Origin of the sequence: Rhodococcus sp. A14, from assembly GCF_011603105.1 — a bacterium.
In the GTDB taxonomy this organism is placed as follows: domain Bacteria; phylum Actinomycetota; class Actinomycetes; order Mycobacteriales; family Mycobacteriaceae; genus Rhodococcus_F; species Rhodococcus_F opacus.
Window position 1 is genome coordinate 43,946 of the sequence record NZ_JAAOQS010000008.1, and the last position, 23,861, is coordinate 67,806.

Here is a 23,861-nt window from a genome sequence, read left to right on the forward strand (position 1 = left end):
GGGTACTCCAAGGTTGAAGTTACGTATCCGTCAATGGCGACGGGTATCGGCGACCAGGGGAGAAGGCATGAAATCTGTGCCGAACGACCGCAAGCCGTCCGCGCAGCAGCGGAACGGGACACCGATCGTCCAATACCGTTCGGGTGCGAGGCTCGCGGGGCCGAGTATCGAATCCCAGGTTCTCTACCAGGCATGCAGGTGGTTTCTCCGGCCTGTGGTGCGGATGGCCCCGATCAACGAATCGGCGATTCGCAGGGCCGCGCTGCTGGACATGGCGGCGGGGATCCGTCCGGCTTCCGGTATCCGCCGCCAGAAGGTGCGACTGCCCGGATTCGACGCGGAGATCGTGCGCGCGCCGGGGGTGTCACCGGATCTCGGTGACGGGGTCGTCCTCTATCTGCACGGCGGCGGGTTCCTGTGCTGCGGGCTGAACACGCATCGGCCGGTGGTCGCGACGATCGCGAAGCTGACCCGGCTGCCGGTGATGCACGTCGGCTACCGGCAACTGCCCGACACGAACATCAGCGGTTCGGTCGACGACTGCCTGACGGCGTACAAGTGGTTGCTGGAGAACGGAGCCCGCGCGGGCGGGACGGTGTTCGCCGGTGACTCGGCGGGTGGGTTCCTCGTCTTCGCGACCGCGCTGAAGGCGCGCGAGGAGGGCGTCGATCTGCCCGCGGGCCTGGTCGGACTGTCCCCGCTGCTGGACCTGGACTGCGCGGACAAGCTGGTGCACGCCAATGCGGCCCGCGACGTGTTCGCGCCAGTGGAGGCGCTCGTCACCATCGGCAAGCTCGGCGGCGAGGTCGACGGCGTGCTCGACCCCGCGCTGTCACCCGTGAACGGCGCTCTCGAGGGTCTGCCGCCTGCGCTGCTGGTCGCTGCGGAAGGCGAGGTGCTGCGGTCGGATTCGGAGCTGATGGCGTATCGGCTGAGCGCTGCGGGTGTTGCGACGACGCTGCAGATCTGGGACGGCCAGGTGCACGCGTTCCCGGCGTTGTGGCCCGGGCTGCCGGAAAGCCGTGCGGTGCTTCGGCGTATCGCGCGTTTCGTCGCGTCGCGTGTGCGGCCGGAGGACGGTGTCGCCCGGGACAAGACCGCCTGACTACCGCGGCGGGCCCTTCTCGAGCACGATCGTCGTCGATCGCTGTCGGCCGGTCTCGTCGAACCAGCGCAGCGCGACCTCGTCGCCGGGGTGCCGTGCGATCATGCGTTCGCTGAGATCGTCCGAGGACCGGATGGGTGTTCCGTCGAATTCGGTGACGACGTCCCCGATCTCGATGCCTGCGTCGTCGGCGGGAGTGCCGATGCTGACCCAGAGCACTTCGGCGCCCCGATCGTCGTCGGTGACGCTGATCCCGAGGAGTGGGGTGTCGCCGATGTGCACGGTGGCGGACGTGGTTCCGGCGCGGACCTGATCGACGATCGTCATCGCGGTGTCGATGGGCACCGCATACGATCTCGGCTGGGTGGGAGCGGGTTTCGCGGGGTCGGAGTCGGCGTTGCCCGCGGTGTTGACGCCGATGACGGCGGCGGTGGCGTCGACGAGGGGGCCGCCGGAGTCGCCGGGACGTACGGCCGCATCGATCTGGATCAGCCCGTTCAGCCGGTTCCGGGAACCGTCGGTGGAACTGCGGGCGGTGATCGTCTGCCCGACGTCGGTCACGAACCCGCGGGCCGCCACCGGAACTCCGCCTCCCTCCGCGTTACCCACCGCGGTCACCGGGTCACCGATGCCGATGGTGGTGTCCTTCGCGAGGGTCGCCACCGGGAGGTCGCCCGCGCCCTGGAGCCGGAGTACCGCGACGTCGCGGGAACTGTCGTACCCGAGGACGTCCGCGACGTACTCCGCACCGTTGCCCAGGCTCACCGCGCTGATGTCGAGGGCCCCGTCGATCACGTGATGGTTGGTGAGGACGACGCCGTCGGGGGTGAGCACGATCCCCGTTCCCGCGGTTTCGACGAGACCCGAATCCGCGACGAGCGTGACGATCGCCGGGATCACCGTGGCCTCGACCTCAGCCGGGGTCAGGACCACGGGCGGCGGCGGAGGAGGCGCGGCGGGCTGGGCGACCGTCGCCGCCGGCGGTCCCGGTTCGCGGACCGGTGGTGCGCTCAGCAGCAGGCTGCCGATCACCGCCGTGGCCACGGCGAGGACCGTTGCGGCGCGGGGCGTCGTCATGCCGGTTGTCGTCGTCGCGGAGTCGGTTCAGGACTGTTTCAGCGACCCCCAGCCGTGCCAGGTGTCGATCTCGATCCAGGCGCTGACCCGTTTCCGGTCTCGGACGGGGTACGGCTTGCCGGTGTAATGCGTGGCGAGGCGGTCGATGTCGGCCAGTTCGCCGTCGTCGACGAATTCGGTCACCCGGCCCTGGATGCTGACGTGGGTGATCCAGTCGTCGGGGTCCATCGCGGTGAGGCTGACGCGGGGGTCGGCGCGCATGTAGTCCAGGCGTCGGCGCTCGGCATCCATGTTGACCAGCACCTTGCCGTTCTCGAACAGGTACCAGGTGGCCACGGACACGGGCTGGCCGTCGGGTCGGACGCAGGCGATGGTGGCGTAATTGGGCCGAGCGAACATCTCGGCGGCTTTCGGTGTCAGAGGTGGCTTCGACATGTCCGAAAGATACTCCTGAGGCCTTCGGCCCTGTGCGTGGTTGGCGAGTCCAGGCCCTCGTCAACCCCGCACGGGGAAGGCGGCCTAACGCCGGTCCCGGAACCGGGGTTCGCGCTTGTCCTTGCGTGCGGCGGTGGCCTCCTCGAAGTTGTCGGTCAGCAGCCGTACGAGCAGCTGCCCGAGACCCTCCTGGTGGATGTGGGCTTCGAGGGAGGCGGCATCGAGCCCGGACCACAGCGTGCGCTTCGTCAGTTCCAGGCCGGGCCGGGAAAACCCGGACATGCGCTCGGCGAGGTCGAAGCATTCGTCCAGGAGGTCCTCGCCGGGCACGCACCGCGACACGAGTCCGATCCGCTCGGCCTCGTCGGCGTGCACGTCCCGCCCGGACAGCATGATCTCGAACGCCCGGGACGAACCGATCGCCCGCGGCAGCAGGTAGCTCAGGCCCAGCTCGCTTGCGGTCAGGCCGTTGTTGATGCCCGCCGCCCGGAAGTGGGCGTCTTCCGCCGCGATCCGGATGTCGGAGGCGAGCGCCAGGCACAGGCCGCCGCCGATGGCCGCGCCGTTGACCGCGCTGATCACCGGCTGGTGCATCCGGCGGAGCGAGAGCACCACGTTGTCGAGCATCTCCATGGCCCGCAGGGCGACGGTCGGCGGGGTGAGGCCGTCCACGTGGGGGAGCGTGCCCGCGGATCTCTGGTCGGCGCCGGAGCAGAAGCCGCGGCCCGCACCGGTGATCACCACCGCGCGCACCGCGTTGTCGTTGCTGATCTCCTCCAGTGCGTCGCGGAACGGGATCATCACGTCGAACGCCATCGCATTCATGCGTTCCGGGCGGTTGAGCGTCACCAGGGCGATGCCCGGCCGGGGATGGTCGACGACGACGAAGTTCACGCACTCGATACTAGAACACGTTTCAATTCTCTGGATCAATTTGCGGTCGTGGACGCCCGGGGGCGACCGTGCGCGCGAGGATGCCCAGCGTCGCGCGCAGGGCGGTCTCGGAAATCACCGGGAAGATCCCGGACTCGCGCCACACCGGGTCGATGGACGACCAGTCGTAGAACGACGTCACCATCGTTCCCTCGTCGATCGGCTCGAGTCGGTAGCCGTACACGTGCCCGATCTGCGGCCGGATCTGCCCGAGGACCTTCCAGGAGATCTCCCGGTCGGGCACGAACGTCTCGATCGTCACCGTCACGTCGTAGAGACCGAGGTCGAAGTCGTTCAACGCGTCGCGGTCCATGTGCACGACGAACGTGTCGCCCGCCGCCGTGACGCGGTCCCCCTCCGCGGACATCAGCATCCCGGAACTGTCGATCGCCACATGTCCCTCGGGATCGCAGAGCAGGCCGAAGATCGTCGCCGGGTCCGCGGCGACAGCCCGCCGGACCTCCAGCCGCTCGCCGGTGTCAGTTGTCATGTCCGCATCCTGCCACCCCATGTGAGTGCCATCGAGTGCTCGGGCACGCAAAAACACTCACATGGGGAAGGTGGGCAGCACTCCGGCGTCCATGGCCTGTTTCAGAGACGGTGCGGCCGAATCCTTCTCGGACAGCTGGAAGGTCAGCGGGTTGCCGTCCCGGCCCACCGTGGGCCAGTCGATTCCCAGTTCGGGATCGAGTGGATGGAGGTCGTGATCGAGGGCCGGGGTGTACTCGATCGAGCACAGGTACATCACGGTCGACGCGTCCTCGAGGGACAGGATCGCGTGGCCGACACCGGCCGGGAGGTAGACGGCGCGGCGGTCGGCGTCGTCGATGAGCACCGAATCCCACTGCCCGAACATCGGCGACCCGACGCGCAGGTCGACGATCACGTCGAGGAACGCACCCTTGACGCACGTGACGTATTTCGCCTGTCCGGGCGGGTTGTCGGTGAAGTGGATGCCGCGCAGGACACCGGCGGCGGACACCGAGCAGTTGGCCTGCGCGAGTTCGAGACTGTGCCCGACGGCGGCCTCGAACTCCGAGCCCTTGAACCATTCGAGGAACACGCCGCGGTCGTCGCCGAACTGCCTCGGGGTGATCTCCCAGGCGCCCGGAACCTTCAGTTCCCGATACTCCACGTCACCAGTCCTTGCCGCGTTCGAGAAGTTCGAGGAGATAGTCGCCGTATCCCGACTTGCCGAGAGTCTCGGCGCGGGCACACAATTCGGCGTCGGTGATGAACCCGCGGCGCCACGCGACCTCTTCCGGGACGCCGATCTTCAGCCCCTGCCGGTGTTCGAGCGTGCGCACGAAGTTCGACGCCTCGAGCAGTGAATCGACGGTGCCGGTGTCGAGCCACGCGGTTCCGCGGGGAAGCACCTCGACCTGCAGCCGTCCGGCCTGCAGGTACGCCTGGTTGACGTCGGTGATCTCGTACTCGCCGCGGTCCGACGGCTTCAGATCGCGCGCGATCGAGACGACGTCATTGTCGTAGAAGTACAGGCCGGGGATCGAGAAGTTCGACTTCGGGGTGGCGGGCTTCTCCTCGATGGACATCGCCCGGCCCGTGTCGTCGAATTCGACCACACCGTACGAACTGGGATCGGACACCCAGTAGGCGAACACGGCGCCGCCGTCGATGTTCTCGAAGCGGTTCAGCCGGGAACCGAGACCGGGGCCGTAGAAGATGTTGTCGCCGAGCACGAGGGACACGGACTCGTTGCCGATGTGGTCGGCACCGAGCACGAACGCCTGCGCCAGGCCGTTCGGTTCCTCCTGCACCTTGTACGTGAGGTTCACCCCGAACTGGGAGCCGTCGCCGAGGAGCCGGCGGAACTGCTCGGCGTCGTGCGGGGTGGTGATGACGAGGATGTCCCGGATGTTCGCCAGCATCAGGGTGGAGAGCGGGTAGTAGATCATCGGCTTGTCGTAGACCGGGACCAGTTGCTTGCTCACTCCGAGAGTGATCGGGTGCAATCGGGACCCGGTGCCCCCTGCCAGGATGATTCCGCGCATGTGCGCAGTGTTCCAGTGTTCGCGTCGGATAGAAACTCGGGCGCGACACTAGGGTGGGTGCACATGAGGCTTCTCGTGACAGGCGGCGCCGGGTTCATCGGTGCGAACTTCGTGCACCAGACGGTGGCCGAGCGCCCGGACGTGCAGGTGACGGTGCTCGACGCGCTGACGTACGCCGGCAACCGGCAGTCGCTCGACCCGGTGGCCGACCGCATCGAGTTCGTGCACGGCGACGTGGCGGATTTCGCGCTGGTGGACCGTCTGGTCGCCGGCTCGGACGCGGTGGTCCACTTCGCCGCGGAATCGCACAACGACAATTCGCTGGCCGATCCGACGCCGTTCGTGCAGACGAACGTGATGGGCACGTTCTCGCTGTTGCAGGCCGTCCGCGCCCACGACGTCCGGTATCACCACATCTCCACCGACGAGGTGTACGGCGACCTCGAACTGGACGACCCCGAGCGCTTCACCGAGTCGACCCCGTACAACCCGTCGAGCCCGTACTCGGCCACCAAGGCGTCCAGCGACCTCCTGGTGCGGGCCTGGGCGCGGTCGTTCGGGGTGCGGGCCACCCTGTCGAACTGTTCCAACAACTACGGCCCGTACCAGCACGTCGAGAAGTTCATTCCGCGCCAGATCACCAACCTGATCGACGGGGTGCGCCCCCGTCTGTACGGCAGCGGGAAGAACGTGCGCGACTGGATCCACGTCGACGACCACAACGCGGCCGTCTGGACGATCCTGGAGAAGGGGAGTCTCGGTCAGACGTATCTGATCGGCGCGGACGGCGAGGTCGACAACCGGACCGTCGTCGGAACGCTGCTCGAACTGTTCGGCCGCGACGCCGACGACCTCGACTTCGTCACGGACCGCCCGGGCCATGACCTGCGCTACGCGATCGATTCGACTCGGCTGCGCACCGAACTGGGCTGGACGCCGCAGTACAAGGATTTCCGCAGCGGGCTCGAGGCCACCGTGCGCTGGTACCGCGACAACGAGTCGTGGTGGCGGGCGCAGAAGGAATCCGCGGAGAAGGCGTACGCGGCCACGGAATCCGTCATCGGCTGACGGTTCCGCGAAACGCCCACGCTCTCGCCGTCAGTGCGATGCGGCCTGCCTCGTCGCGCCTCGAGCGGGCATCGAGCAGGTCGCGAAGCTCGTCTCGGCGCACGGCGGGCAGCGACGCGCAATATCCGGGTGCCGGTCCCTGCCCGCCCAGAAACGGCCGCCAGAAATCGTCGAAGTCGGAGAACACGGTGGGCACGTCGAGTGGGTGCACCTCCGCCGCGGCCAGCCCTGCGGTGGACAGTGCGTCGCGGAGAGGCTGGGGCCGGCAGAGCGGGAAGCGGACGCCCTCGTCGAGGTCCGCGGCCGCCTCGTCGAGTTCGCGAGCGGCGTCCCAGAATGTGCGAATCATCTGCATTCCCTCGACGTAGTCCCACACGTACCCGGCGACCGTCCCGCCGGTTCGCGTCACTCGGCGCATCTCGGCGAGCCCGTCGATCGGATGGGGAACGAAATTGAGGACGAGCCCGGACACCACGCGGTCGAACTCGCCGTCCTCGGCGGGGATGGATTCGGCGGTGCCCGACCGGACGTCGAAGCGGGGATCGTCCGTGCCGGCCCGAGCCGCCGCCGCGAAGGGCTGCGACGGTTCGACGCCGACCACCCGGGCCGGATCCGCCGTGCGGAGAACGGTGTGGGCGAGGGCGCCCGTCCCGCAACCCACGTCGCACCATGCGCCGCCCGGGCCGGCGGCCAGCCACCGCAGGAACTGCGTCGCGACCGGCCGGCTCCAGCGGCCGATGTAGCGCTCGTACGCGGGATCGATCTCCCAGGCGTCCGTCATCGCGATCTCCTCAGGACGGCTGCGGTACCCGGGAATCCTCGCGGACGAGGGCGTTGCGCAGCGAACGCGAACCGGCGATCGCGGCGACGAAGCCGGCGAGCACCTCGCACAGCGTGAACACCAGGCGAGACGCGAGGGCCAGCCCGAGCGCGACCCCGCTGTCCATGAACGGGGACAGAGCCGCGACGACGACGGCCTCGCGGACCCCGATGCCGGACGGCGCGACGACCACCAGCACGCCGACGCACATGCCGAGGGCGATCGCGCCGATGCACTGCACCAGGGTGCCCGCCTCGAATCCCGCCGAGCTCGACGCGAGGAACCACAGATGCACGCCGTAGAGGACCCAGCTGACGGCGCACCAGCCGAGGGCCAGCCCGATCTTGTGCATGGTCAGCTGCCGCTGCAGCGGGGCCCGCCGCAGGATCCGCAGGGCCAGGTTCACCAGCCGGGTGAGGACCGGTGGGTAGCAGCAGACGAGCGCGATCGGGACGAGAACGATCACCGCGACCGCCGCGACGGTGCTGATGTGGAACAGGGCGGGCAGCGCCAGCAGCCCGACGACCAGCGCCGACGTGATGCTCAGCCCGACGGTGACGAGGACGGCGACGAATCCGTTGGCCCGCGACACCCCGGCCCGGCGCACGAGCTCGGTCTGGAGGACGAACGCCCACACACTGCCCGGCAGATACTTGCCGAGCTGACCGACCAGGTAGCAGCGGGCGGCGTCGAAGGCGGGGATCGGATGTTCGAGGGCGCCGAGCGCGTGCTGCCACGCGCGCACCGCCGCGCCCATGCCGAGGAAGACGAACACCGCGGAGACGGCGAGCGCCCACCAGTCCAGCTGGGTGATCGTGTCCCTGACCTCGGCCCACTGCGATTTCACGGCGAACACGACGGCGACGACGATCGCGAGGGTGACGAGGATCCGCAGCGCGTTCATCAGGACGGCGCGACCGCCGCGGTCCGGGACGATCTCGGGATCGGCGTCCACGAGAACCACCCCCTCACCGGCAGTGCGCTGCGGCAGTGCAGCGTTCGTTTCCGACGATAGCAATCGGAGGGCGCCGGATCAGGAAACGAGCGGTTTCACCGCCAGCTCCCGCCACCAGGCGAACGCGTCGGCGAGCGAGTTCGGGAGTTCCGCGTCGGTGTCGAGCCGCCCCGAGGCATACACCGTCGCCACCGCCGCGATGTCCCGGTCCGCGATCCCGGCGCGGCTCATGCCCACCCGGTTGGTGCCGCGCAGGGCGGCGGGATTGCCGAACACCGTGGCGAACGGCGGAATGTCCTTGGCGACGACCGATCCCATTCCGACCATCGCCCGCGCACCGATCACCCGCCGCTGATGCACCACCGCGCTCATACCGAGGTTGACGCCGTCGCCGAGAGTCACGTGACCGCCGAGGGTGCTGGACGGCGAGAGGACGCAGTCGTCGCCGATCCGGACGTCGTGCTCGACGGACGTGTGGTTCATGACGAATCCGCCGCGCCCGATGGTCGTCGGCCGCTCGGCCCCCTGCTGGACGGCGCTCATCTCGCGGATCACGGTGCCCGCGCCGATCACGACACCCTGATGTGGACTGATCTCCGTCCACGTGCGGGGATGCGTCTTTCCTATCCACTCCGGCGGCGCCCCGAGCGTCGCGTGGGCGCCGATCCAGCAGTCGTCGCCGATGTCGAGCGGACCGGTGAGGACGGCATACGGTCCGATGCTCACCCGGTCCCCGATCGTGACGCCGTCGCCTATCACGACGGTCGGGTGGATCTCGCAGTTTTCACCGATGGTCATGAAAGTTGGCGATTCCTTCCAGGAGCCGTGCAGACCGTGGGAACCTTCAAGAGGGTGCAATCTGTGAAGACGGTGTGAACGCACGTCAATCTATCGGAGGAACCGTGATCGCGATCTCGAGTATCTCTTTCGGAGAGGACGTCGAGCGCGAGGTTCTCGACACCCTGCGATCAGGGATGGTCGCGCAGGGACCGAAGGTCGCGAGGTTCGAGGACGGGTTCGCCGAACTCGTCGGCACCCGGCACGCCGTGGCCGTCAACAGCGGCACCACCGCGCTGATCGCGGCGCTGCGGGTGCTGGACCTCCAACCGGGCGACGAGGTGCTCACCACCCCGTTCACGTTCGTGGCCACGCTCAACGCGATTCTCGACTCCGGCGCGACGGCCCGGTTCGCCGACATCGGGGCTGCCGATTTCGCACTCGACGCCGACATCGTGTCGCAGTGCGTGAACGAGCGCACCCGGGTGCTGATGCCGGTGCATCTGTACGGGCAGACCGCGGACATGGGTGCGCTGATGCCGTTGGCCGAGACCCGGGGACTCGCCGTCGTCGAGGACGCCGCGCAGGCGCACGGTGCCACGTTCGACGGCAAGGGTGCGGGCAGTTTCGGGCTCGGCTGCTTCTCGTTCTACGCCACCAAGAATCTCACCACCGCCGAGGGCGGCATGGTCACGACGGACGACGACGCGGTGGCCGACCGGTTGCGGGTGCTGCGGAATCAGGGCATGCGACGCCGCTACGAGTACGAGATGGCGGGCCAGAACTTCCGGATGACGGATCTGCAGGCCAGTCTCGGGTTGCCGCAACTGGGTTCCTATCTACAGCAGGTGGAGTCGCGCCGGCGCAACGCCGAGGCGCTGCGGACCGGTCTGAAGGACGTCGAAGGTCTCGTTCTGCCTTCGGAACTCGCGGGCCGCGGACACGTGTGGCACCAGTTCACCGTGATCCTCGCACCCGATGCGCCGATCGACCGCGACACCCTCGCGCAGCGTCTGGGAGATCGGGGGGTCGGCAGCGGTGTCTACTACCCGAGAACCGTCTACGACTACGACTGCTACCGCGAGCATCCCCGGGTGATCATCTCGCCCACGCCGGTCGCGACGTCCGTGGCCCGCCGGTGCCTGAGCATTCCCGTCCACGCCGCGCTCTCCACCGACGACGTCGACCGGATCGTCGCCGCGGTGCGCGAGGCGATGGAGGCATGATGACGTCCACGCGACCGCGGATCGCGCTCATCGGATCCGGCAGGATGGGTTCGCTGCACGCCCGCGTTCTCGCGCAGTCCTCGCTGTGTGACCTCGCCCTGCTCGTGGAACCGCGGGAGGAACACGGGCGGGAGGTCGCCGCACGGTTCGACACCGAATGGGCTGCGGATTTCGACGAACTGGACGGCATCGACGCCGCCGTCGTCGCGGCGGCGACACCCGCCCACTACGAGTTGGCGGGCCGCGTCCTCGACCTCGGCAAGCCGGTGCTCGTCGAAAAGCCGCTCGCCGCAACGTACGAGGAGAGCACGGATCTGGTGAAACGTGCCGCCGCGACGGGTGTCCCGCTGATGTGCGGCCTGCTCGAGCGATTCAATCCGGCGGTCCGGACGGCCCGCGAATTCGCCGGTGACGTGTGGCAGGTCAACGGAATCCGGCACTCGCCGTTCGTCTCCCGCATCCCCACCGGCGTCGCGACCGACCTGCTGATCCACGACGTCGACCTCGCGATCGGTTTCGTCGGATCACCACCCGTCGGCGTGAAGGCCGAATTCGGGTACTTCCACGACAGTTCGCGGCGCAACGAGGCCGAGGACTGCGCGGAGGCGGTGCTGCGTTTCGAATCCGGTGCGGTGGCCACCATCTCGGCCAGCCGGGTGAGTCAGCGGAAGGTCCGGCAGCTGTCGCTGCTGGAGCCGGACCGCCTGATCGAGATCGACCTCCTGCGCCGCGACATCACCATCTACCGGCACATCGACGACGACCTGCCCGCCGACCGCGACGGCTACAAGCAGCAGACGGTGATCGAGATCCCCACCCTCCGCTACAGCGACGAACCCCTCGCCGCCCAGCTCGCGCATTACGTCGGACTGATCGGCGGCGAGGGGGAGGCCGAAGCGGAGCGCGACTCGATCCTGCCCGCGCATCGCGTGGTCCACGAGGCGACGGTGTCGGCTACCGGCTGAGCGCTCCGGCGACCGCCAGGCGGGTGTCGTCCATGATGAGATCGGCGTTGATCGCTGCCGCGGCGCTCAGGCCGGCTCCGGCGGCGACGATCACCTGCGCCTTCGGGTCTGCGACGTTGCCTGCCACCCACACCCCCGGAACCGCGGTGGCGCCGGTCGCGTCGGCGGCGACGGCGGTGCCGATCACGTGTCCGGCCATCTCCATCTCGGTGGTGTCCAGGCCGAGGCTCGTAAGGAAGTCGGCGCGGGCCCTGAACACGGGCGGGACCACCACGGCGGTGAGGGAGAAGACCTGACCCGTGCGCAGCCGGACACCGGTCAGCCGGTCGTCCTGCACCTCGAGCCCGGCCACACCGCCGTCGATCACGGCGATACCGCGTGCGGCGAGCTGCTCGTACTCCTCGCCGGTGGGTTCGTCCGCGTCGTTCAGGAACAGCGTCACGTTCTCGGTCCACTGCCGCCACATCAGCGCCTGGTGCACCGCCAGCGGACTGCCGGCGAGGACGCCGACCGGCTGGTCTCGGACCTCCCAGCCGTGGCAGTACGGGCAGTGCAGGACGTCGCGTCCCCATCGCTCGGCCACCCCGGGGATGTCGGGGAGCACGTCGACGAGGCCGGTGGTCACGAGCAGTCTCCGCGCCCGCACGGCCGCGCCGTCGGCGAGTGTCACCCGGAACTGGCCGTCCCCGATCTTGTCTGCGGACGTGACGGTGCCGGTCACGATCTCGCCGCCGTACCCGGCGACCTCCGCGCGTCCGATGGCCAGTAGTTCGCCGGGAGGGGTGCCCTCTCGGCCGAGATAGTTGTGAATGCGCCCGGCCGGTGCGTTGCGCGGGGCGCCCGCGTCGATCACGAGCACCGAGCGGCGTGCCCGCGACAGGGCCAGTGCCCCGCCGAGTCCGGCCGCGCCGCCACCGACGACCACTACGTCGTAACTGTCTTCCATCGCGTTCTCCTTCGTTCGTCGACCTCGTGACGTCCACTGTCCGGGGAGGCCGCGAAACTGGCAAGCAAGTTTGCCGCTGTGGCAACATGGTGGGTGTGAACGACGTACCCGATCTGGACGGCGTCCTCGACGCCGTGGGACCGCGGCTGAAAGCACTCCGGCAGCAGCGCGGTGCCACCCTCGCCCAGCTTTCCGAGTCCACCGGGATCTCGGTGAGCACCCTGTCGCGGCTCGAGTCCGGCCAGCGGAAACCCACTCTCGAGCTGATGCTCCTGCTGGCCCGCGCCCACCAACTGCCCCTGGACGAACTCGTCGACGCACCCGCCACCGGCGACCCCCGCGTCCATCTGCGACCCCTCGAGCGCAACGGCTCGACGATCATCCCGCTGACGCGCAGGCCCGGCGGGATCCAGGCGTTCAAGCACGTGATCCCACCGGGTGACCCGAACGGCGTCCCGAACCTGCAGGTCCACGAGGGCTACGAATGGCTGTACGTCCTGTCCGGCCGGCTGCGACTGCTGCTCGGCGAACACGACGTGATCCTGACGCCGGGGGAGGTCGCGGAGTTCGACACCCACGTCCCGCACTGGTTCGGCAACCCCGGACCGCAACCGGCGGAGATCCTCAGCCTGTTCGGTCCCCAGGGCGAGCGGGCGCACGTCCGCACGGTCCCGCGGGGAACGGCAGCCGAGCACGACCGTCGGTAGAATTCGTCCGGACCGGTGACGAGCGCTCCCTCCGAGGCGCAGGACGTGATGGGGAGGCCCCGTGCGACGCTGGATTCTCGGTGTTCCCGTAGCGGTCCTGATTCCGCTCCTCGCCGGCTGTTCCACGACTGTGGCACCGCCCGTCGCGCAACCGCAGCCGCAATCACCGCCCGCAGGTGCGACTCTCGTGGGCCTGGGGGATTCGATCCCGGCCGGTGACGGATGCCCCGGCTGCACGCCGTTCGTGGAACTGTTCGGCGATCAGCTGTCCGGCGACGACGCGCTGCCCGTCCAGGTGGCCAACCTGGGTGTCGGAGGCTGGACCAGCACCGACCTGCTCGACTCCCTCGAACCCGGCGAATACGACGCCGACGCCGTCCGCGACGCCGACCTCGTCACCGTCACGATCGGCGCCAACGACTTCTACGCCGAACTCGACGACTACCTGGACGGCGACTGCGGTGGCGACGACGGCCTCGGCTGCTTCGAACCCGTCCTCCCGCAGCTACAGACCACGCTGACGTCCGTGCTCGACCGCATCGCCGAACTGCGGGCCGGTCAGCCGACCGCGGTGCTGGTCACCGGGTACTGGGACGTCTTCCCCGACGGCGACGTGGCCCGCGAGTTGTACGGCCCGCAGTTCCTCCGGGACAGCGCCGTACTGACGTTGCGCGCCAACGACGTCATCTCGGAGGTCGCGGGTGCCGAGGGCGCCACCTACGTCGACCTGTTCAGCACGTTCAAGGGGACGTGGGGCGACGGCGACCCCACGGGACTGCTGGCCGACGACGGCGACCACCCGAACCAGATCGGCCACCAGCTGATCGCCGACGCGTTGTCGTCCGCGTCGGTCGCGGGATCCGGCTCCACCGAGGCGTCGGCGTTCACGTCGTCCGAGTGGTCGCCGCGCTGAGCCTGCGCCGGCGCACCACCGCATCGACGACGGACAAGATCAGCACCACGACCGTCGCTGCGCCGAATGCCGCTACGGACAGGTTCTGCCGCGGCGGCCGGAACGACACGACCAGATCGTGGTCACCCGGCGGCACCGACACCTCGAGCAGACCGTGCCACCCGGCGGTCGCGTCCACCGGCTCGCCGTCGACGGTGGCCGAGTAGCCGGGCCACGCGAGGCGCGCGAACCAGACGGTGCCGCCGCTGCCCGCCACCCGCACGGTCTCCGTCGCCGCGCTCGTGTCGGACGAGAGCACCCGGACGCCGTCGGACGCGAACGCCACGCGTCCGGGCAGGGGCAGCGGCCGGTCCCGCTGCAACACCGTCCGGGAGTCGCCGCGTTCGGTGACGTGCCAGCCGGGTGGGGGCGGTGCCGTCGCGACCTCGGGCACGAGCCCGTGCTCCACGACGAGCGTCGACACCCGGAGGTAGTCGATCAGCGGGATCGGGATGTCCGCGTTCACCGGCTGCCAGAGCGCCCCGTACACCCCGGGGCAGACGGCGCCGCGGTAGTCCATGCACAGGGCTTCCTGGAACTCGGTGAACCCGATACCGGTGTAGGCGTTGATGCTGCCCTCGACGGACGACGCCATGATCTCGTTGCCGAACAGGATCCGGCCGGCGGTGACGTCCTCGTGGGACGTGTCGCCCAGGTCGGCGAGTTGCAGCACGGTGCCCTGGTAGCGGTCGGTCTGCTCGGACAGCACCGATGTACTCGCCGGGTCGACGCGGCTGCCGCGCTCGACGTCGCGGGTCAGGGACCAGACCTGCGCGGCGGCCACCACCACGGTGCCCAGGACGAGGGCGGCGACGAGAGCATTCGGCCCCCGCGTGCGCCAGCCGGTGTACGCGAGCACGCACAGCGCCGCGACGAGCAGCGCGAACAGCGTGTGCCGCAGCGTCAGGGCGGGCGAGGACGAGAACGCCAGGTAGAAGCCCAGCGCGATCAGCACCGCCGACGCCGTCGCCCGGTGACGCACCCGGTCGCGCGCGATCCCCAGCGACAGCGCGAGCGCCAGGCCGATCACCACGCACAGGTACAGGTATTCGACGAGCCGGATCGGCCACCGGAACATCCCGACGTTCGACGGTCCGAACGTGAAGAGGAAGTAGACGACCGCGATCACGGCCAGGCTGATCAGTGGTCGCCCGTGCGCGCGACGGAACTCCGCGGACGCGAACAGCGCGCGGATCCGTCCCCACGGAAGCCATGGCAGAAGTGGCAGCACGAACCACGCGAGGTACAGCGACGGGATCACCTCGACGGGACCCCCGAACGTCATGATCACGGGGAGATACGACGGGCTGCTCATTCCCGCGAGGCCGCCGATCTGCGGCTGCAGGAACGTGTCGTTGAAGATGCCGGTGCTGCCGGCGCGGGTGGTGACGTCGACACTGAGGAACAGCGGCAGGTACGTCACCAGCGCGGCGGTGCCCGCGCACGCGCCGGTGACGACGAGCACGAGCAACCGGAAGAACTGCCGCTCGACCAGCAGGCCGATCCCGATGCCGAGGAGTACGACGACGGCGCCGAGCGCGGCGTACGGGTTGCCCATGCTCACCGTCAGCGCACCGATCACGAAGGTGACCAGCGGGTTCGTGCGACCGCGGGAGAGGCGGAGCGCCGACCACCAGAACAGCGTCACCCACGCGACGGCCATCATCCCGGACGGCCAGCCCGCCGCCTCGTAGAACAGGGTGAAACCGCTGAACGGAATGGTCAGTCCGGCGAGGATCGCGGGACCGCGGCGGGCGCCGTATTCGCGGCACAGCAGATACGTCGCGAGGGCGAACAGCGCAAGGAACTCGGCCATGATCACGAACGCCGCGACGGACAGGTTCTCGAACTTCGCGGCCAGGACGTAGTTGGCCAGGTTGACCGGGTTGTACAGACCGTACGCGGCCTCGCCCGCGTAGTTTCCGCCGATCCAGGCGTCGGGATTGACGGTGAGCCACCGCCGGGCCAGGAGTTCCGTGCCGATCCGGTGCCAGGACGGCACGAACGATTCCAGCATGTCGCCGCCGTAGTAGAAGCGGTCGTACACGATCCGCGGAATCGTCGCGACGGCCACGGCAGCCACCGCGACCGCCAGTGCCACCAACCACTCGGGCATGCGGTGTATCGATCGGGTGAACGTCGAAGACACGGACGCGGAGGGTGCCACGGACTCCGAGCCTACGAGTTAGGCTGCGCCCGTGCGCCTTTTCGGTTGTTCCCACGACCAGAAAGGCGCACGTGCGCCGAAGGCGCTGTCGGTCGTCGTCCCGGCCTACAATTCCGCCGCCGTCATCGAGCAGACCGTCCACCGGGTCGCCGAACGACTGGCCGGCCACGACGTCGAGATCATCGTTGTGGAGAACGGATCCACCGACGACACCGTGGACATCTGCACCCGCCTCGCCGCGGACTGGACGCCCGGACGTGTGTCGCTCACCGTCCTGCGGAGTGAGAAGGGCATGGGCAACGCGTTGCGGACCGGAGCGGAGGCGAGTCGCGGCGCGCACGTGCTGCTGACGGCGGACGACCTGCCGTTCGGGTTCGACGACCTCGACGGCGCCGAGAAACTCGCCGCCGGCCACGACGGCCGGCTGCCCGAAGTCGTGATCGGTTCCAAGGCCCACCCCGACTCGCAGGTGCGGCGCGGCGCCCTCCGGGGCACCCTGACGTGGGGTTTCGCGGCGTTGCGTCGGGTGGTCCTCGGGATGCGCACCGGCGACCCCCAGGGCACCGTCCTGATGGACGGCGACCTGATGCGGGGACTGGTTCCCGACCTCGTCGAACCCGGATTCCTGTTCACCACCGAACTCGTCTACCTCGCGGAGCGGGCGGGCATCGTGCCGGTCGAGGTCCCGGTGCGTCTGAGCGACGACCACGACAGCCACGAAACCCGCATATCCAGGGCAGATGTGCTCGCGATGGGGGTGGGGCTGTTCCGGCTGCGGGCCCGTCACCGGGACGGAGGTCGCCTCGCATGGTCGGGGAGCGGGTCGCGAGGTTGATACCCTGCGAACCGAGAAGAGGATCGTGCCGTCGCCGTGGCGCGGTCCAGCCCACCTCTCGCGGGGAACAGTAGGAGCACTATGAACGAGTCTGCGTCGGTAGCACCTGTGGACGGGAGCACGGCCGCGGTACGGAGTGCTCTCACCGAGCATCGCGCACCCGACCGCCTCGTGGTGGCGCGAGGTCTCTTCACGGGACCGACCACCCGGGTCAAGGACGACCTGTACGCCAGGATCGTCAAGGGCCGTGCCCACCGCGAGCGCCACGTCGTGCACCTCGAGAAGGGTGCGACGGTCGACACCGACACCTACTTCGGCCGGTTCGCGGCCAGCTACTACCAGCGCTGGACCACGGTCACCGACGTGACCGTCGGGTTCCACCACGAGGCCGGCGGACGTGCCGTGGTGGCGCTGCGCGGCTCCGATTCGGGCGGAAACTCGCGCATCCTCGCGACGACGGAGATCGACGGCTCGGGCACGGCGACGCTGTCGGCGAAGCTGGACGCCTACCTCGACGGCGGCTCCCTGTGGGTGGAGTTCACCGCCGTCGACGGCCCCCTCGCGGTGAGCGAACTGGAGTGGACCGTCGCCGCGCCGTCGGTGATCCGGCCCGCCGCGATCGCGATCTGCACGTTCAACCGCGCCGACGACTGCGCCGAGACCGTCGCCGCCATCGCGAACGACTCGACGATGGCGTCCGGCATCGACGCCGTGTACGTGGTCGACCAGGGCAGCGACCACGTGTCGGACCGGGAGAAGTTCACCGAGGTCGCCGAGATCCTGGGCGACAAGCTCGTCTACCTGCGGCAGCCGAACCTCGGCGGGGCCGGCGGATTCACCCGCGGCATGTACGAGGTCTCGGGCATCAACGAGCACGCCAACCTGATCCTGATGGACGACGACATCCTGTGCGAGCCGGAGTCGATCCTGCGGATGAACGCATTCGCCAACGTCACCACCGAGCCGACGCTCGTCGGCGCGCAGATGCTGTACCTGATGAACCCGGAACACCTGCACGTCAGCGCAGAGGAAGCGGACCTGTCGAAGCTGAAGGCGGGCCGCTGGGCGGCCGGGTCGCGGCACGACATCAACCTGATCAAGAAGAAGCAGCACAAGCGCGTCGACGCCGGCTACAACGCGTGGTGGTCGTGTCTGATCCCCGCCGAGGTGGTCGCGCAGATCGGGCTCCCGCTGCCGATGTTCTTCCAGTGGGACGACATCGAGTACGGCATCCGCGCCCGCGCCGCCGGATTCGTCACGGTCACCCTGCCCAACGCCGGTGTGTGGCACGCGGACTTCCACTGGAAGGACCGCGACGACTGGGCCAAGTACTTCAGCATCCGCAACTCGCTGATCGCCGCCGCGCTGCACAGTGACTTCGACGCCAAGTCGCTGAGCAAGATGATGACGCGGGAGGTCACCCAGTACCTCGTGTCGATGCAGTACGGGTTGGCGTACACCATGATTCGCGGGATCGAGGACTTCCTCGAGGGCCCGAAGGTGCTCGAGGACGGCGGTCAGGCCGTGCTGGCGTCGATCCGCGAGGAGCGCAAGCGGTTCCCCGAAACCGTCAAGCATCCCGCGTCGAACATTCCCGGGGTCCGCAACTCCGATCTCGTCACCCGGTACGCCGGTTTCGAGCCCGACAAGAGCAAGCTCGACCTCGTCCTCGCCAAGCGGGCCGCGAACCAGTGGCTCGGCCGCACCCAGCACGGTGTCGCGAGTATCCCTGTGGCGGAGGCGCACTGGTGGCACGTGTCGCTGTTCGACACCGCCGTCATCACCGACGCCTCCCAGTCCGGGGTGCGGGTGCGCCGCCGCGACAAGGAGACGGCCCGGGAGCTCACGGCCCGGACCGCGAAGCTGATGAAACGGTTCCGCGAGGATGCGGCGTCCACGCAGCGCCAGTACCGGGACGCGTTGCCGCAGCTCACCAGCCGGGAGAACTGGGCTCGCCTCTACGGTCAGTGACGTCGGCCGGACCGTTGCGGGCACGCGATGTTCGCGGGCTGCTCCGGGATTCGTTCCTCGTCTTCGCTGTCGGTGTGGTGCTCGGCGCGGCGTGGAGTTGGCGTCCGTCGTTCTGGTACGACGAGGTCGCGACGCTGTACTCGAGTCAGCGGTCCCGGCCCGACCTGTCGAATCTGCTCGGCCACATCGATGCCGTGCACGGGCTGTACTACGTCGGGATGCACTACTGGTTCGCGGCGTTCGGTGCCTCCGAGTTCTCGGCGCGGTTCCCGAGCGCCCTGGCCACTGGCGCGGCGGGCGCAGGCGTGGTGGTGCTCGGTGCGCTGATCTCGACCAGGCGGGTGGCGGTGCTGTCCGGGATCCTGTTCGTGATCCTGCCCAGTGTCACGTGGGCGGCCACGGAGGCGCGCGGGTACGCGGCCACGGCGGCGGCCGCGGTCTGGCTGACCGTGATTCTCCTTGCGGCACTGAGGTTCCGGCGCTGGTGGCTGTGGGCGCTGTACGCCGCAGGCCTGGCGGTGTCGATCGTGTTGTTCGTCTACCTGATCACCCTCGTTCCCGCGCACCTGCTGACGATCCTGCTGCTGCGCGAGGCCCGGCGGTCCTGGCTCGGTTGGACGTCGGGCACGGCCGCGGGGGCGGTGGTCGCGGCGCCGTTCGTGGCACTGGTGCGCCGGGAATCGGTCCAGGTGGCGTGGATCCCGCCGCTCGACGGGCACCTGCCCCGGGCCGTCGCCGAGTACCAGTGGTTCGTCGGCGCACCGTGGTTCGCGGTGCTGTTCGCCGTGCTGGTGGTGGCCGGGTCGGTGGCGCTGGTGCGCGGTCACCGGCTGCCCCCGGTACTGTCCGTCGCGTTGCCGTGGATCGCGGTGCCGATGGCGACGCTGCTCGCGTACTCGCTCCTGCGCAGCCCGGTGTATCTCCCCCGGTACTTCACATTCACGACGCCCGCGGTGGCCCTCGTCGGCGGACTCTGCCTGGCCGCCCTCACCCGGAAGTGGTGGCAGTCCGCCGCGGTGATCGCGGTGTTCGCGGTGGCCGCATCGCCGAGCTACCTCGAACAGCGCGAGCAGTGGGCGAAACCCAGCGGCATGGACTTCAGCACCGTCAACGGTTTCGCCGGGGAACACCTCCGCCCCGGCGACTGCGTGCTGTTCGACAAGCCGGCCTGGAACCCCACGTCGCTGCGGCTCGTGAAGAACGTGCGGCCGGAGGCCTTCGACGGCACTCGCGACATCGGGCTCGGGACCACGGCCGCGAGCCGGGGGTCGCTGTGGGACGACGAACTCGCGGTCCCTGACCTCGCGGGCGCGCTCGACTCGTGCTCCGTGGTCTGGTTCTTCACCGACTACGAACGCGACACCGAGCGCATCATCCGGCACACGTCCAACGAGGTGTGGACGCTGCCGCCGCACCACTTCGAGGACACCGAGGCGTTCGCCGCTCTCGCGCGGTCCGGACTGCGGATCGACGCACGCGCGACGTTCAACGTCACGCAGGCGGTGAAGCTGGTGCGGTGATCCGCACGACCACCTGCTCGTGGTTCGCGGTGTAGCTCAGGTACTCGAAGCCGACGCCGGTGCGGTCGACGAACTCCGTCCACGCCCGGTACTCGTGCTCCTGCCAGCCCGGGAAGTTGAAGAACTCGTCGAACACGATCACCGTGCCCGCGACCACCCGCCGTTCGAGCCGGTCGAGCACCGACTTCGTGGACGAGTACAGGTCGGCGTCGAGATGCACGAACGACACCGGTCCCGGGTGTTCCTCGAGGAAACCCGCCAGCGTGTCCTCGAACAGTCCGGGCACCAGCTGCGCGCCCCGCACGTGCGGCAGTTTCTGCTGCGCGAACTCCCCGGCCGGGAATCCGGTGCGCCAGGTCTGCGGCAGACCGGAGAACACGTCGAACCCGAACACCTCGTGCTCGGCGTCCTTCAACTGTTCGACGATGATCCGGAGCGTGGTGCCCGACGCCACCCCGAACTCGAGGGCCAGCCCCTCGACCTCCACCTGCGACAGTCCGTAGCGCAGTGTGTCCTGCGGATTCCAGAACACGGGCGCCTTCGGCATGTGCTCGAGCACGAACGCCGCGGCCTCGTTCGTGGCACGCACGTCCAGCGCCTGCGTGATGTCGCGGCGGGCCTGCTGCTCGAGTTCGCCGAGCCGCTGCTGGACGTCGGAGATCTCCATGCGGGCATCGGACAGCTCGGACAGCACCCGCGCGAGTTCCTGGTTGGTCGCGCTCAGCTCGGCCAGGGTCTGGTCGTGCTGGTTCTCGGTGAGTTCGCGGGACCGCCGATCCGATTCGGCCACCACCTCGGACATGGCACGTTGAAGCTTGAGACGGGCCTTTCTCCGAAGATCGAACATATACCCATGTTGCCAGTCCGCATCCCGGCTCACCGCTCGAACCGGGATGCGGGTCGGGCGCCCGTGTCAGTGACCGCGACTGCGGTACATCTGACGTTGCCAGCGGGCGATGCTCTTCCACTCGCGTTCACGCTCGGCCCGGAGCCTCGCATCGGTGCGTGACGCGATCCAGCCGTTCTCCCGAATCAGCTTGCGGTAGCTGGCAAGCGTCTACGTAGATCTCATACCGTCTGCCACTGGTGGGGCGGACGCTTGAGATGTACGTGTGTCACGGCTACCGGTATCACCGTGCGGTGGTGTGGGTTTGACCGTGTCCCACACCGACGCTTGTGGTGCAGGAACATGCTGTTTCGGATTCACCCCCACCCGCCGTGTTGTGGGGGGCAGGCTGCGGCGGACCCGGCGGTGCCGCGGTCTGCTCGGTGTGGGACCGTTCTTGTCGCGGCACCGGCGCACCGGCGCATGTTCGGCCACCCGGACCACGGGCATCCGCCCACGCCGCCTGGTGACTTTGCTTCTGCCGAGCAGTGCGCGTTTGGCCAGGTTCACCCCGGCCATGTGGTCGCGGTTGCCGCCGACCTGGCAGGCCGGGCACCAGGCGGTGTGGTAGCCGCCGGGGCGGGAGAGCGGTTCGTCGCAGCCCGGACACCATGCGGAGGAGCCCCGGGCGGGCACCGAGACCACCGTGACGCCGACACCTGCGGCGGTGTGCGCGAGGGCAGTGACAGCGTGGCGGCGGGCGGACTGCGCGGCCCGGTTGTTGTTGACCCGTCCGCGTCCGCGGGTCTCGAGGGTGGTGAGATCTTCCACCGCGATCACCTGCGCGCCCGCGGCGGTGGCGTAGTCGGTGACCTGGCGGGCGAAATGGAAGGCCAGTTCCCGGTTGATCATTCCCCTCTTGACACCCACCGCGGTGCGGTGGGCGTCGAGGACGGCGATCTTCGCCTCCAGCCGGGCGCGTACCTCGGGCGGGGCGGCGGCGGCGAGCCGCGTCAACCGGGCCGCCTTGCCGTGCAGCAGCTGCCCCTCGGTCTGCAGGCGTGCCAGTTTGATCCCGAGGCCGCGGTCGTCGTAGGTCCAACCTCGGTAATCCGAGGACAACCCGTCAGCACCCTCGGCCACGAGGGCGGCGGCACCCAGACTGGTCGGGGACCAGTCCACCCCGACCGCGACCGCGGCCGAGTCCAGGTCGTCTGCGGGGACGAGTTCGGTCGCGGCGCACCGCCAGAGCAGACCCCGGCCGTCGAGGACCAGGGTCGGCAGATGCCAGTCGGTAACGGCTCTGCCGTGCAGATGCTCGGGGATGGCGGCGGTCAGTCGGACACTGCGCCACTGCGCCCGCCCCGCCGGGGTCGGACTGGTGGGCAGCTTCACCGTCAACACCAGCTCACGGCCCGTCACGGTGATCTGCGCGAGTTGCCGATCGGCGGCCGACAGCCGGGCCATCGCGCTCGTCTGTGGCGGTCCCTGTATTTCGGTGATCCGCAACCGGCCGGCCGGTGCCCCGCCGCCCCCGCGGGCGGCGAGCTGACGCCGCACGCCCCGGGCGAAACCCGCCGGCACAGAGTCGCCCGGCTCGGTGGGTGCGGTCAGACGACCGGTGGCCGGGTCGAACCGGGCCGAGAGCGCCGCGATCGCGGTGTCCCGGTAGGCCAGGGTCCGCAGGGTCGCCACCACCTGCGCGGTCACCACCCTGCTCACCCGCGACGGCACGTAGACCCCGTCCGGATAGAACGGAGTCCAGCCGAGACGGGCCGCGGCGACGTGACCTTGCGCGGGCAGCCTGCGGTCCTGGCGGTCAAGGCCGGCGGCGAGCACATCGAACGTCGCCGGCTGCCACAGCCGCGACACCAACTCGGCGCCGGCCGCGGCGACCAGGTCGAGCAGCCACCCCACCCGGACATCGACGTCGTCGAGACCGATCGGCTCGCCGGTCGCATCGTCGACCGCCACATGGGCGCGGGTGGTCACCGAAAACTGCCGCGCCGCAGTCGATCCCGGCCCGCTCATGCCGGGCCCAATTCACGATCGGCGAGCACCCCCGCGGCCGAACAAGATTCGCGATCCCCCGAGATCCTCACCAGCCACCCCTTCCCAACCGTGCGCCGGCATCGCCCCGAAGCCGGTATTGAAGAAGTCGGTGTTGAAACTGCATCGACCGCGGCTGATTACAACCGGCCGGACAACGATGCCAGCAACGCGATGACGTCATCCACCAACTCCCCCAGCGATACCTCGCCCGCCTCTCACAGAACCCGACTGTAACGCCGACCCCCGACAAGTACCGCCCGACCCACGCCACCGGCGAATCGGGCCAATCGATCTCGCCACCACCCGCACCACCGTGAACCCCGCCCTTGGCCGCGTCGTCGAGCATCCGGCCGCGCCCCTCGCCACTCCCTCGAGTCCCGAACCGCGATCCTTTGGAGACCCCACACACCTCACCAGTAAACGCTCTCCCGAAACACCTTTTCCTGATCGGCCAGCGAAGCCTCCCGCCCGGTCGAGCCCGACACCCGGCATTACAATGCCTCCACCTCTCC

At 69.1% G+C, this 23,861-nt stretch carries 22 protein-coding genes and 1 pseudogene; 9 read left to right on the forward strand and 14 right to left on the reverse strand.

Annotated features, from left to right (window positions below; genetic code table 11):
- The first annotated feature begins 67 nt into the window (after positions 1–67).
- A complete protein-coding gene (locus tag G9373_RS06735; RefSeq protein ID WP_005565986.1) occupies positions 68–1,105 on the forward strand; it encodes an alpha/beta hydrolase in 1,038 nt (345 codons plus the stop codon).
- Here the strand turns inward: G9373_RS06735 and G9373_RS06740 are convergent, their stop codons facing one another.
- From G9373_RS06740 to rfbA, 6 genes are all read right to left on the reverse strand, one after another.
- Complete coding sequence (locus G9373_RS06740; protein WP_133985914.1) at positions 1,106–2,182, reverse strand: trypsin-like peptidase domain-containing protein; 1,077 nt, start codon at positions 2,180–2,182, stop codon at positions 1,106–1,108.
- 27 nt (positions 2,183–2,209) lie between these two features.
- The gene (locus G9373_RS06745; RefSeq protein WP_133985915.1) at positions 2,210–2,617 is read right to left on the reverse strand and encodes a PPOX class F420-dependent oxidoreductase; all 408 of its coding nucleotides are present in this window, start codon (positions 2,615–2,617) and stop codon (positions 2,210–2,212) included.
- 84 nt (positions 2,618–2,701) lie between these two features.
- A complete protein-coding gene (locus G9373_RS06750) occupies positions 2,702–3,511 on the reverse strand; it encodes an enoyl-CoA hydratase (protein ID WP_133985916.1) in 810 nt (269 codons plus the stop codon).
- Positions 3,512–3,533: 22 nt separating this feature from the next.
- Positions 3,534–4,040 (reverse strand): polyketide cyclase, encoded by a 507-nt coding sequence (locus G9373_RS06755; protein WP_005248804.1) that lies wholly within the window; start codon positions 4,038–4,040, stop codon positions 3,534–3,536.
- A 57-nt stretch (positions 4,041–4,097) separates the two neighbouring features.
- Positions 4,098–4,685 (reverse strand): dTDP-4-dehydrorhamnose 3,5-epimerase, encoded by a 588-nt coding sequence (rfbC, locus tag G9373_RS06760; RefSeq protein WP_005565990.1) that lies wholly within the window; start codon positions 4,683–4,685, stop codon positions 4,098–4,100.
- 1 nt (position 4,686) lies between these two features.
- The gene (gene rfbA, locus G9373_RS06765; protein WP_005248802.1) at positions 4,687–5,562 is read right to left on the reverse strand and encodes a glucose-1-phosphate thymidylyltransferase RfbA; all 876 of its coding nucleotides are present in this window, start codon (positions 5,560–5,562) and stop codon (positions 4,687–4,689) included.
- A gap of 63 nt (positions 5,563–5,625) precedes the next feature.
- Between rfbA and rfbB the strand changes: the two genes are divergently transcribed.
- Complete coding sequence (rfbB, locus tag G9373_RS06770) at positions 5,626–6,630, forward strand: dTDP-glucose 4,6-dehydratase (RefSeq protein WP_133985918.1); 1,005 nt, start codon at positions 5,626–5,628, stop codon at positions 6,628–6,630.
- Here rfbB and G9373_RS06775 read toward each other — a convergent pair.
- The 3 genes from G9373_RS06775 to G9373_RS06785 form a co-directional block, all read right to left on the reverse strand.
- A complete protein-coding gene (locus tag G9373_RS06775) occupies positions 6,620–7,411 on the reverse strand; it encodes a class I SAM-dependent methyltransferase (RefSeq protein ID WP_133985919.1) in 792 nt (263 codons plus the stop codon). The two genes, rfbB and G9373_RS06775, sit on opposite strands and share 11 nt — an antisense overlap.
- A gap of 10 nt (positions 7,412–7,421) precedes the next feature.
- Positions 7,422–8,414 carry a lysylphosphatidylglycerol synthase transmembrane domain-containing protein gene (locus G9373_RS06780; RefSeq protein WP_133985920.1) on the reverse strand — a complete coding sequence of 331 codons (993 nt, stop codon included), beginning with the start codon at positions 8,412–8,414 and terminating at the stop codon, positions 7,422–7,424.
- A 69-nt stretch (positions 8,415–8,483) separates the two neighbouring features.
- Positions 8,484–9,203 carry a DapH/DapD/GlmU-related protein gene (locus G9373_RS06785; RefSeq protein WP_133985921.1) on the reverse strand — a complete coding sequence of 240 codons (720 nt, stop codon included), beginning with the start codon at positions 9,201–9,203 and terminating at the stop codon, positions 8,484–8,486.
- Positions 9,204–9,307: 104 nt separating this feature from the next.
- Between G9373_RS06785 and G9373_RS06790 the strand changes: the two genes are divergently transcribed.
- Together G9373_RS06790 and G9373_RS06795 are read left to right on the forward strand one after the other, a co-directional pair.
- Entirely contained in the window at positions 9,308–10,408 is a 1,101-nt protein-coding gene (locus G9373_RS06790) for a DegT/DnrJ/EryC1/StrS family aminotransferase (protein WP_005571174.1), read from the forward strand.
- Positions 10,408–11,373 (forward strand): Gfo/Idh/MocA family oxidoreductase, encoded by a 966-nt coding sequence (locus G9373_RS06795; RefSeq protein WP_133985922.1) that lies wholly within the window; start codon positions 10,408–10,410, stop codon positions 11,371–11,373. Before G9373_RS06790 ends, G9373_RS06795 begins: the two co-directional genes overlap by 1 nt.
- Here G9373_RS06795 and G9373_RS06800 read toward each other — a convergent pair.
- Positions 11,363–12,319, reverse strand: a complete 957-nt coding sequence (locus G9373_RS06800; protein ID WP_133985923.1) for an NAD(P)/FAD-dependent oxidoreductase — start codon at positions 12,317–12,319, stop codon at positions 11,363–11,365. The genes G9373_RS06795 and G9373_RS06800 overlap by 11 nt on opposite strands.
- A gap of 86 nt (positions 12,320–12,405) precedes the next feature.
- Between G9373_RS06800 and G9373_RS06805 the strand changes: the two genes are divergently transcribed.
- Positions 12,406–13,026, forward strand: a complete 621-nt coding sequence (locus G9373_RS06805) for an XRE family transcriptional regulator (RefSeq protein ID WP_005253247.1) — start codon at positions 12,406–12,408, stop codon at positions 13,024–13,026.
- 61 nt (positions 13,027–13,087) lie between these two features.
- Positions 13,088–13,939, forward strand: a complete 852-nt coding sequence (locus G9373_RS06810) for an SGNH/GDSL hydrolase family protein (RefSeq protein ID WP_005571168.1) — start codon at positions 13,088–13,090, stop codon at positions 13,937–13,939.
- Here G9373_RS06810 and G9373_RS06815 read toward each other — a convergent pair.
- Complete coding sequence (locus G9373_RS06815) at positions 13,911–16,094, reverse strand: hypothetical protein (RefSeq protein ID WP_133985924.1); 2,184 nt, start codon at positions 16,092–16,094, stop codon at positions 13,911–13,913. The genes G9373_RS06810 and G9373_RS06815 overlap by 29 nt on opposite strands.
- Before the next feature lie 82 nt (positions 16,095–16,176).
- Between G9373_RS06815 and G9373_RS06820 the strand changes: the two genes are divergently transcribed.
- The 3 genes from G9373_RS06820 (at position 16,177) to G9373_RS06830 (ending at position 20,471) form a co-directional block, all read left to right on the forward strand.
- Positions 16,177–16,980, forward strand: a complete 804-nt coding sequence (locus tag G9373_RS06820) for a glycosyltransferase (protein WP_005253252.1) — start codon at positions 16,177–16,179, stop codon at positions 16,978–16,980.
- 81 nt (positions 16,981–17,061) lie between these two features.
- Positions 17,062–18,951, forward strand: coding sequence for a glycosyltransferase (locus tag G9373_RS06825; protein ID WP_054248769.1), 1,890 nt, complete (start codon positions 17,062–17,064; stop codon positions 18,949–18,951).
- The gene (locus G9373_RS06830) at positions 18,948–20,471 is read left to right on the forward strand and encodes a glycosyltransferase family 39 protein (protein WP_133985925.1); all 1,524 of its coding nucleotides are present in this window, start codon (positions 18,948–18,950) and stop codon (positions 20,469–20,471) included. Before G9373_RS06825 ends, G9373_RS06830 begins: the two co-directional genes overlap by 4 nt.
- On the opposite strand, the gene G9373_RS06835 is transcribed toward G9373_RS06830, so the two are convergent.
- The 3 genes and pseudogenes from G9373_RS06835 to G9373_RS06845 all read right to left on the reverse strand — a co-directional run bounded on the left by G9373_RS06835 (position 20,443) and on the right by G9373_RS06845 (position 23,328).
- On the reverse strand, positions 20,443–21,318 hold the full coding sequence (locus G9373_RS06835) for a class I SAM-dependent methyltransferase (RefSeq protein WP_054248767.1): 876 nt from the start codon (positions 21,316–21,318) through the stop codon (positions 20,443–20,445). The two genes, G9373_RS06830 and G9373_RS06835, sit on opposite strands and share 29 nt — an antisense overlap.
- 66 nt (positions 21,319–21,384) lie before the next feature.
- Positions 21,385–21,525 (reverse strand): annotated as a pseudogene (locus G9373_RS46280) (GTPase RsgA); the annotation flags it as partial.
- Positions 21,526–21,528: 3 nt separating this feature from the next.
- Complete coding sequence (locus G9373_RS06845) at positions 21,529–23,328, reverse strand: zinc ribbon domain-containing protein (RefSeq protein ID WP_064080284.1); 1,800 nt, start codon at positions 23,326–23,328, stop codon at positions 21,529–21,531.
- Positions 23,329–23,861: the final 533 nt, after the last annotated feature.

What these genes read in the sequence shown, in the direction of transcription:
- G9373_RS06735 (WP_005565986.1), top strand. Translation starts at nt 68, where the DNA reads ATGAAATCTGTGCCGAACGACCGCAAGCCGTCCGCGCAGCAGCGGAAC.
- G9373_RS06740 (WP_133985914.1), bottom strand. Translation starts at nt 2,182, where the DNA reads ATGACGACGCCCCGCGCCGCAACGGTCCTCGCCGTGGCCACGGCGGTG.
- G9373_RS06745 (WP_133985915.1), bottom strand. Translation starts at nt 2,617, where the DNA reads ATGTCGAAGCCACCTCTGACACCGAAAGCCGCCGAGATGTTCGCTCGG.
- G9373_RS06755 (WP_005248804.1), bottom strand. Translation starts at nt 4,040, where the DNA reads ATGACAACTGACACCGGCGAGCGGCTGGAGGTCCGGCGGGCTGTCGCC.
- rfbA (WP_005248802.1), bottom strand. Translation starts at nt 5,562, where the DNA reads ATGCGCGGAATCATCCTGGCAGGGGGCACCGGGTCCCGATTGCACCCG.
- rfbB (WP_133985918.1), top strand. Translation starts at nt 5,626, where the DNA reads ATGAGGCTTCTCGTGACAGGCGGCGCCGGGTTCATCGGTGCGAACTTC.
- G9373_RS06775 (WP_133985919.1), bottom strand. Translation starts at nt 7,411, where the DNA reads ATGACGGACGCCTGGGAGATCGATCCCGCGTACGAGCGCTACATCGGC.
- G9373_RS06785 (WP_133985921.1), bottom strand. Translation starts at nt 9,203, where the DNA reads ATGACCATCGGTGAAAACTGCGAGATCCACCCGACCGTCGTGATAGGC.
- G9373_RS06795 (WP_133985922.1), top strand. Translation starts at nt 10,408, where the DNA reads ATGACGTCCACGCGACCGCGGATCGCGCTCATCGGATCCGGCAGGATG.
- G9373_RS06800 (WP_133985923.1), bottom strand. Translation starts at nt 12,319, where the DNA reads ATGGAAGACAGTTACGACGTAGTGGTCGTCGGTGGCGGCGCGGCCGGA.
- G9373_RS06805 (WP_005253247.1), top strand. Translation starts at nt 12,406, where the DNA reads ATGGTGGGTGTGAACGACGTACCCGATCTGGACGGCGTCCTCGACGCC.
- G9373_RS06815 (WP_133985924.1), bottom strand. Translation starts at nt 16,094, where the DNA reads ATGCCCGAGTGGTTGGTGGCACTGGCGGTCGCGGTGGCTGCCGTGGCC.
- G9373_RS06825 (WP_054248769.1), top strand. Translation starts at nt 17,062, where the DNA reads ATGAACGAGTCTGCGTCGGTAGCACCTGTGGACGGGAGCACGGCCGCG.
- G9373_RS06835 (WP_054248767.1), bottom strand. Translation starts at nt 21,318, where the DNA reads ATGTTCGATCTTCGGAGAAAGGCCCGTCTCAAGCTTCAACGTGCCATG.
- G9373_RS06845 (WP_064080284.1), bottom strand. Translation starts at nt 23,328, where the DNA reads ATGAGCGGGCCGGGATCGACTGCGGCGCGGCAGTTTTCGGTGACCACC.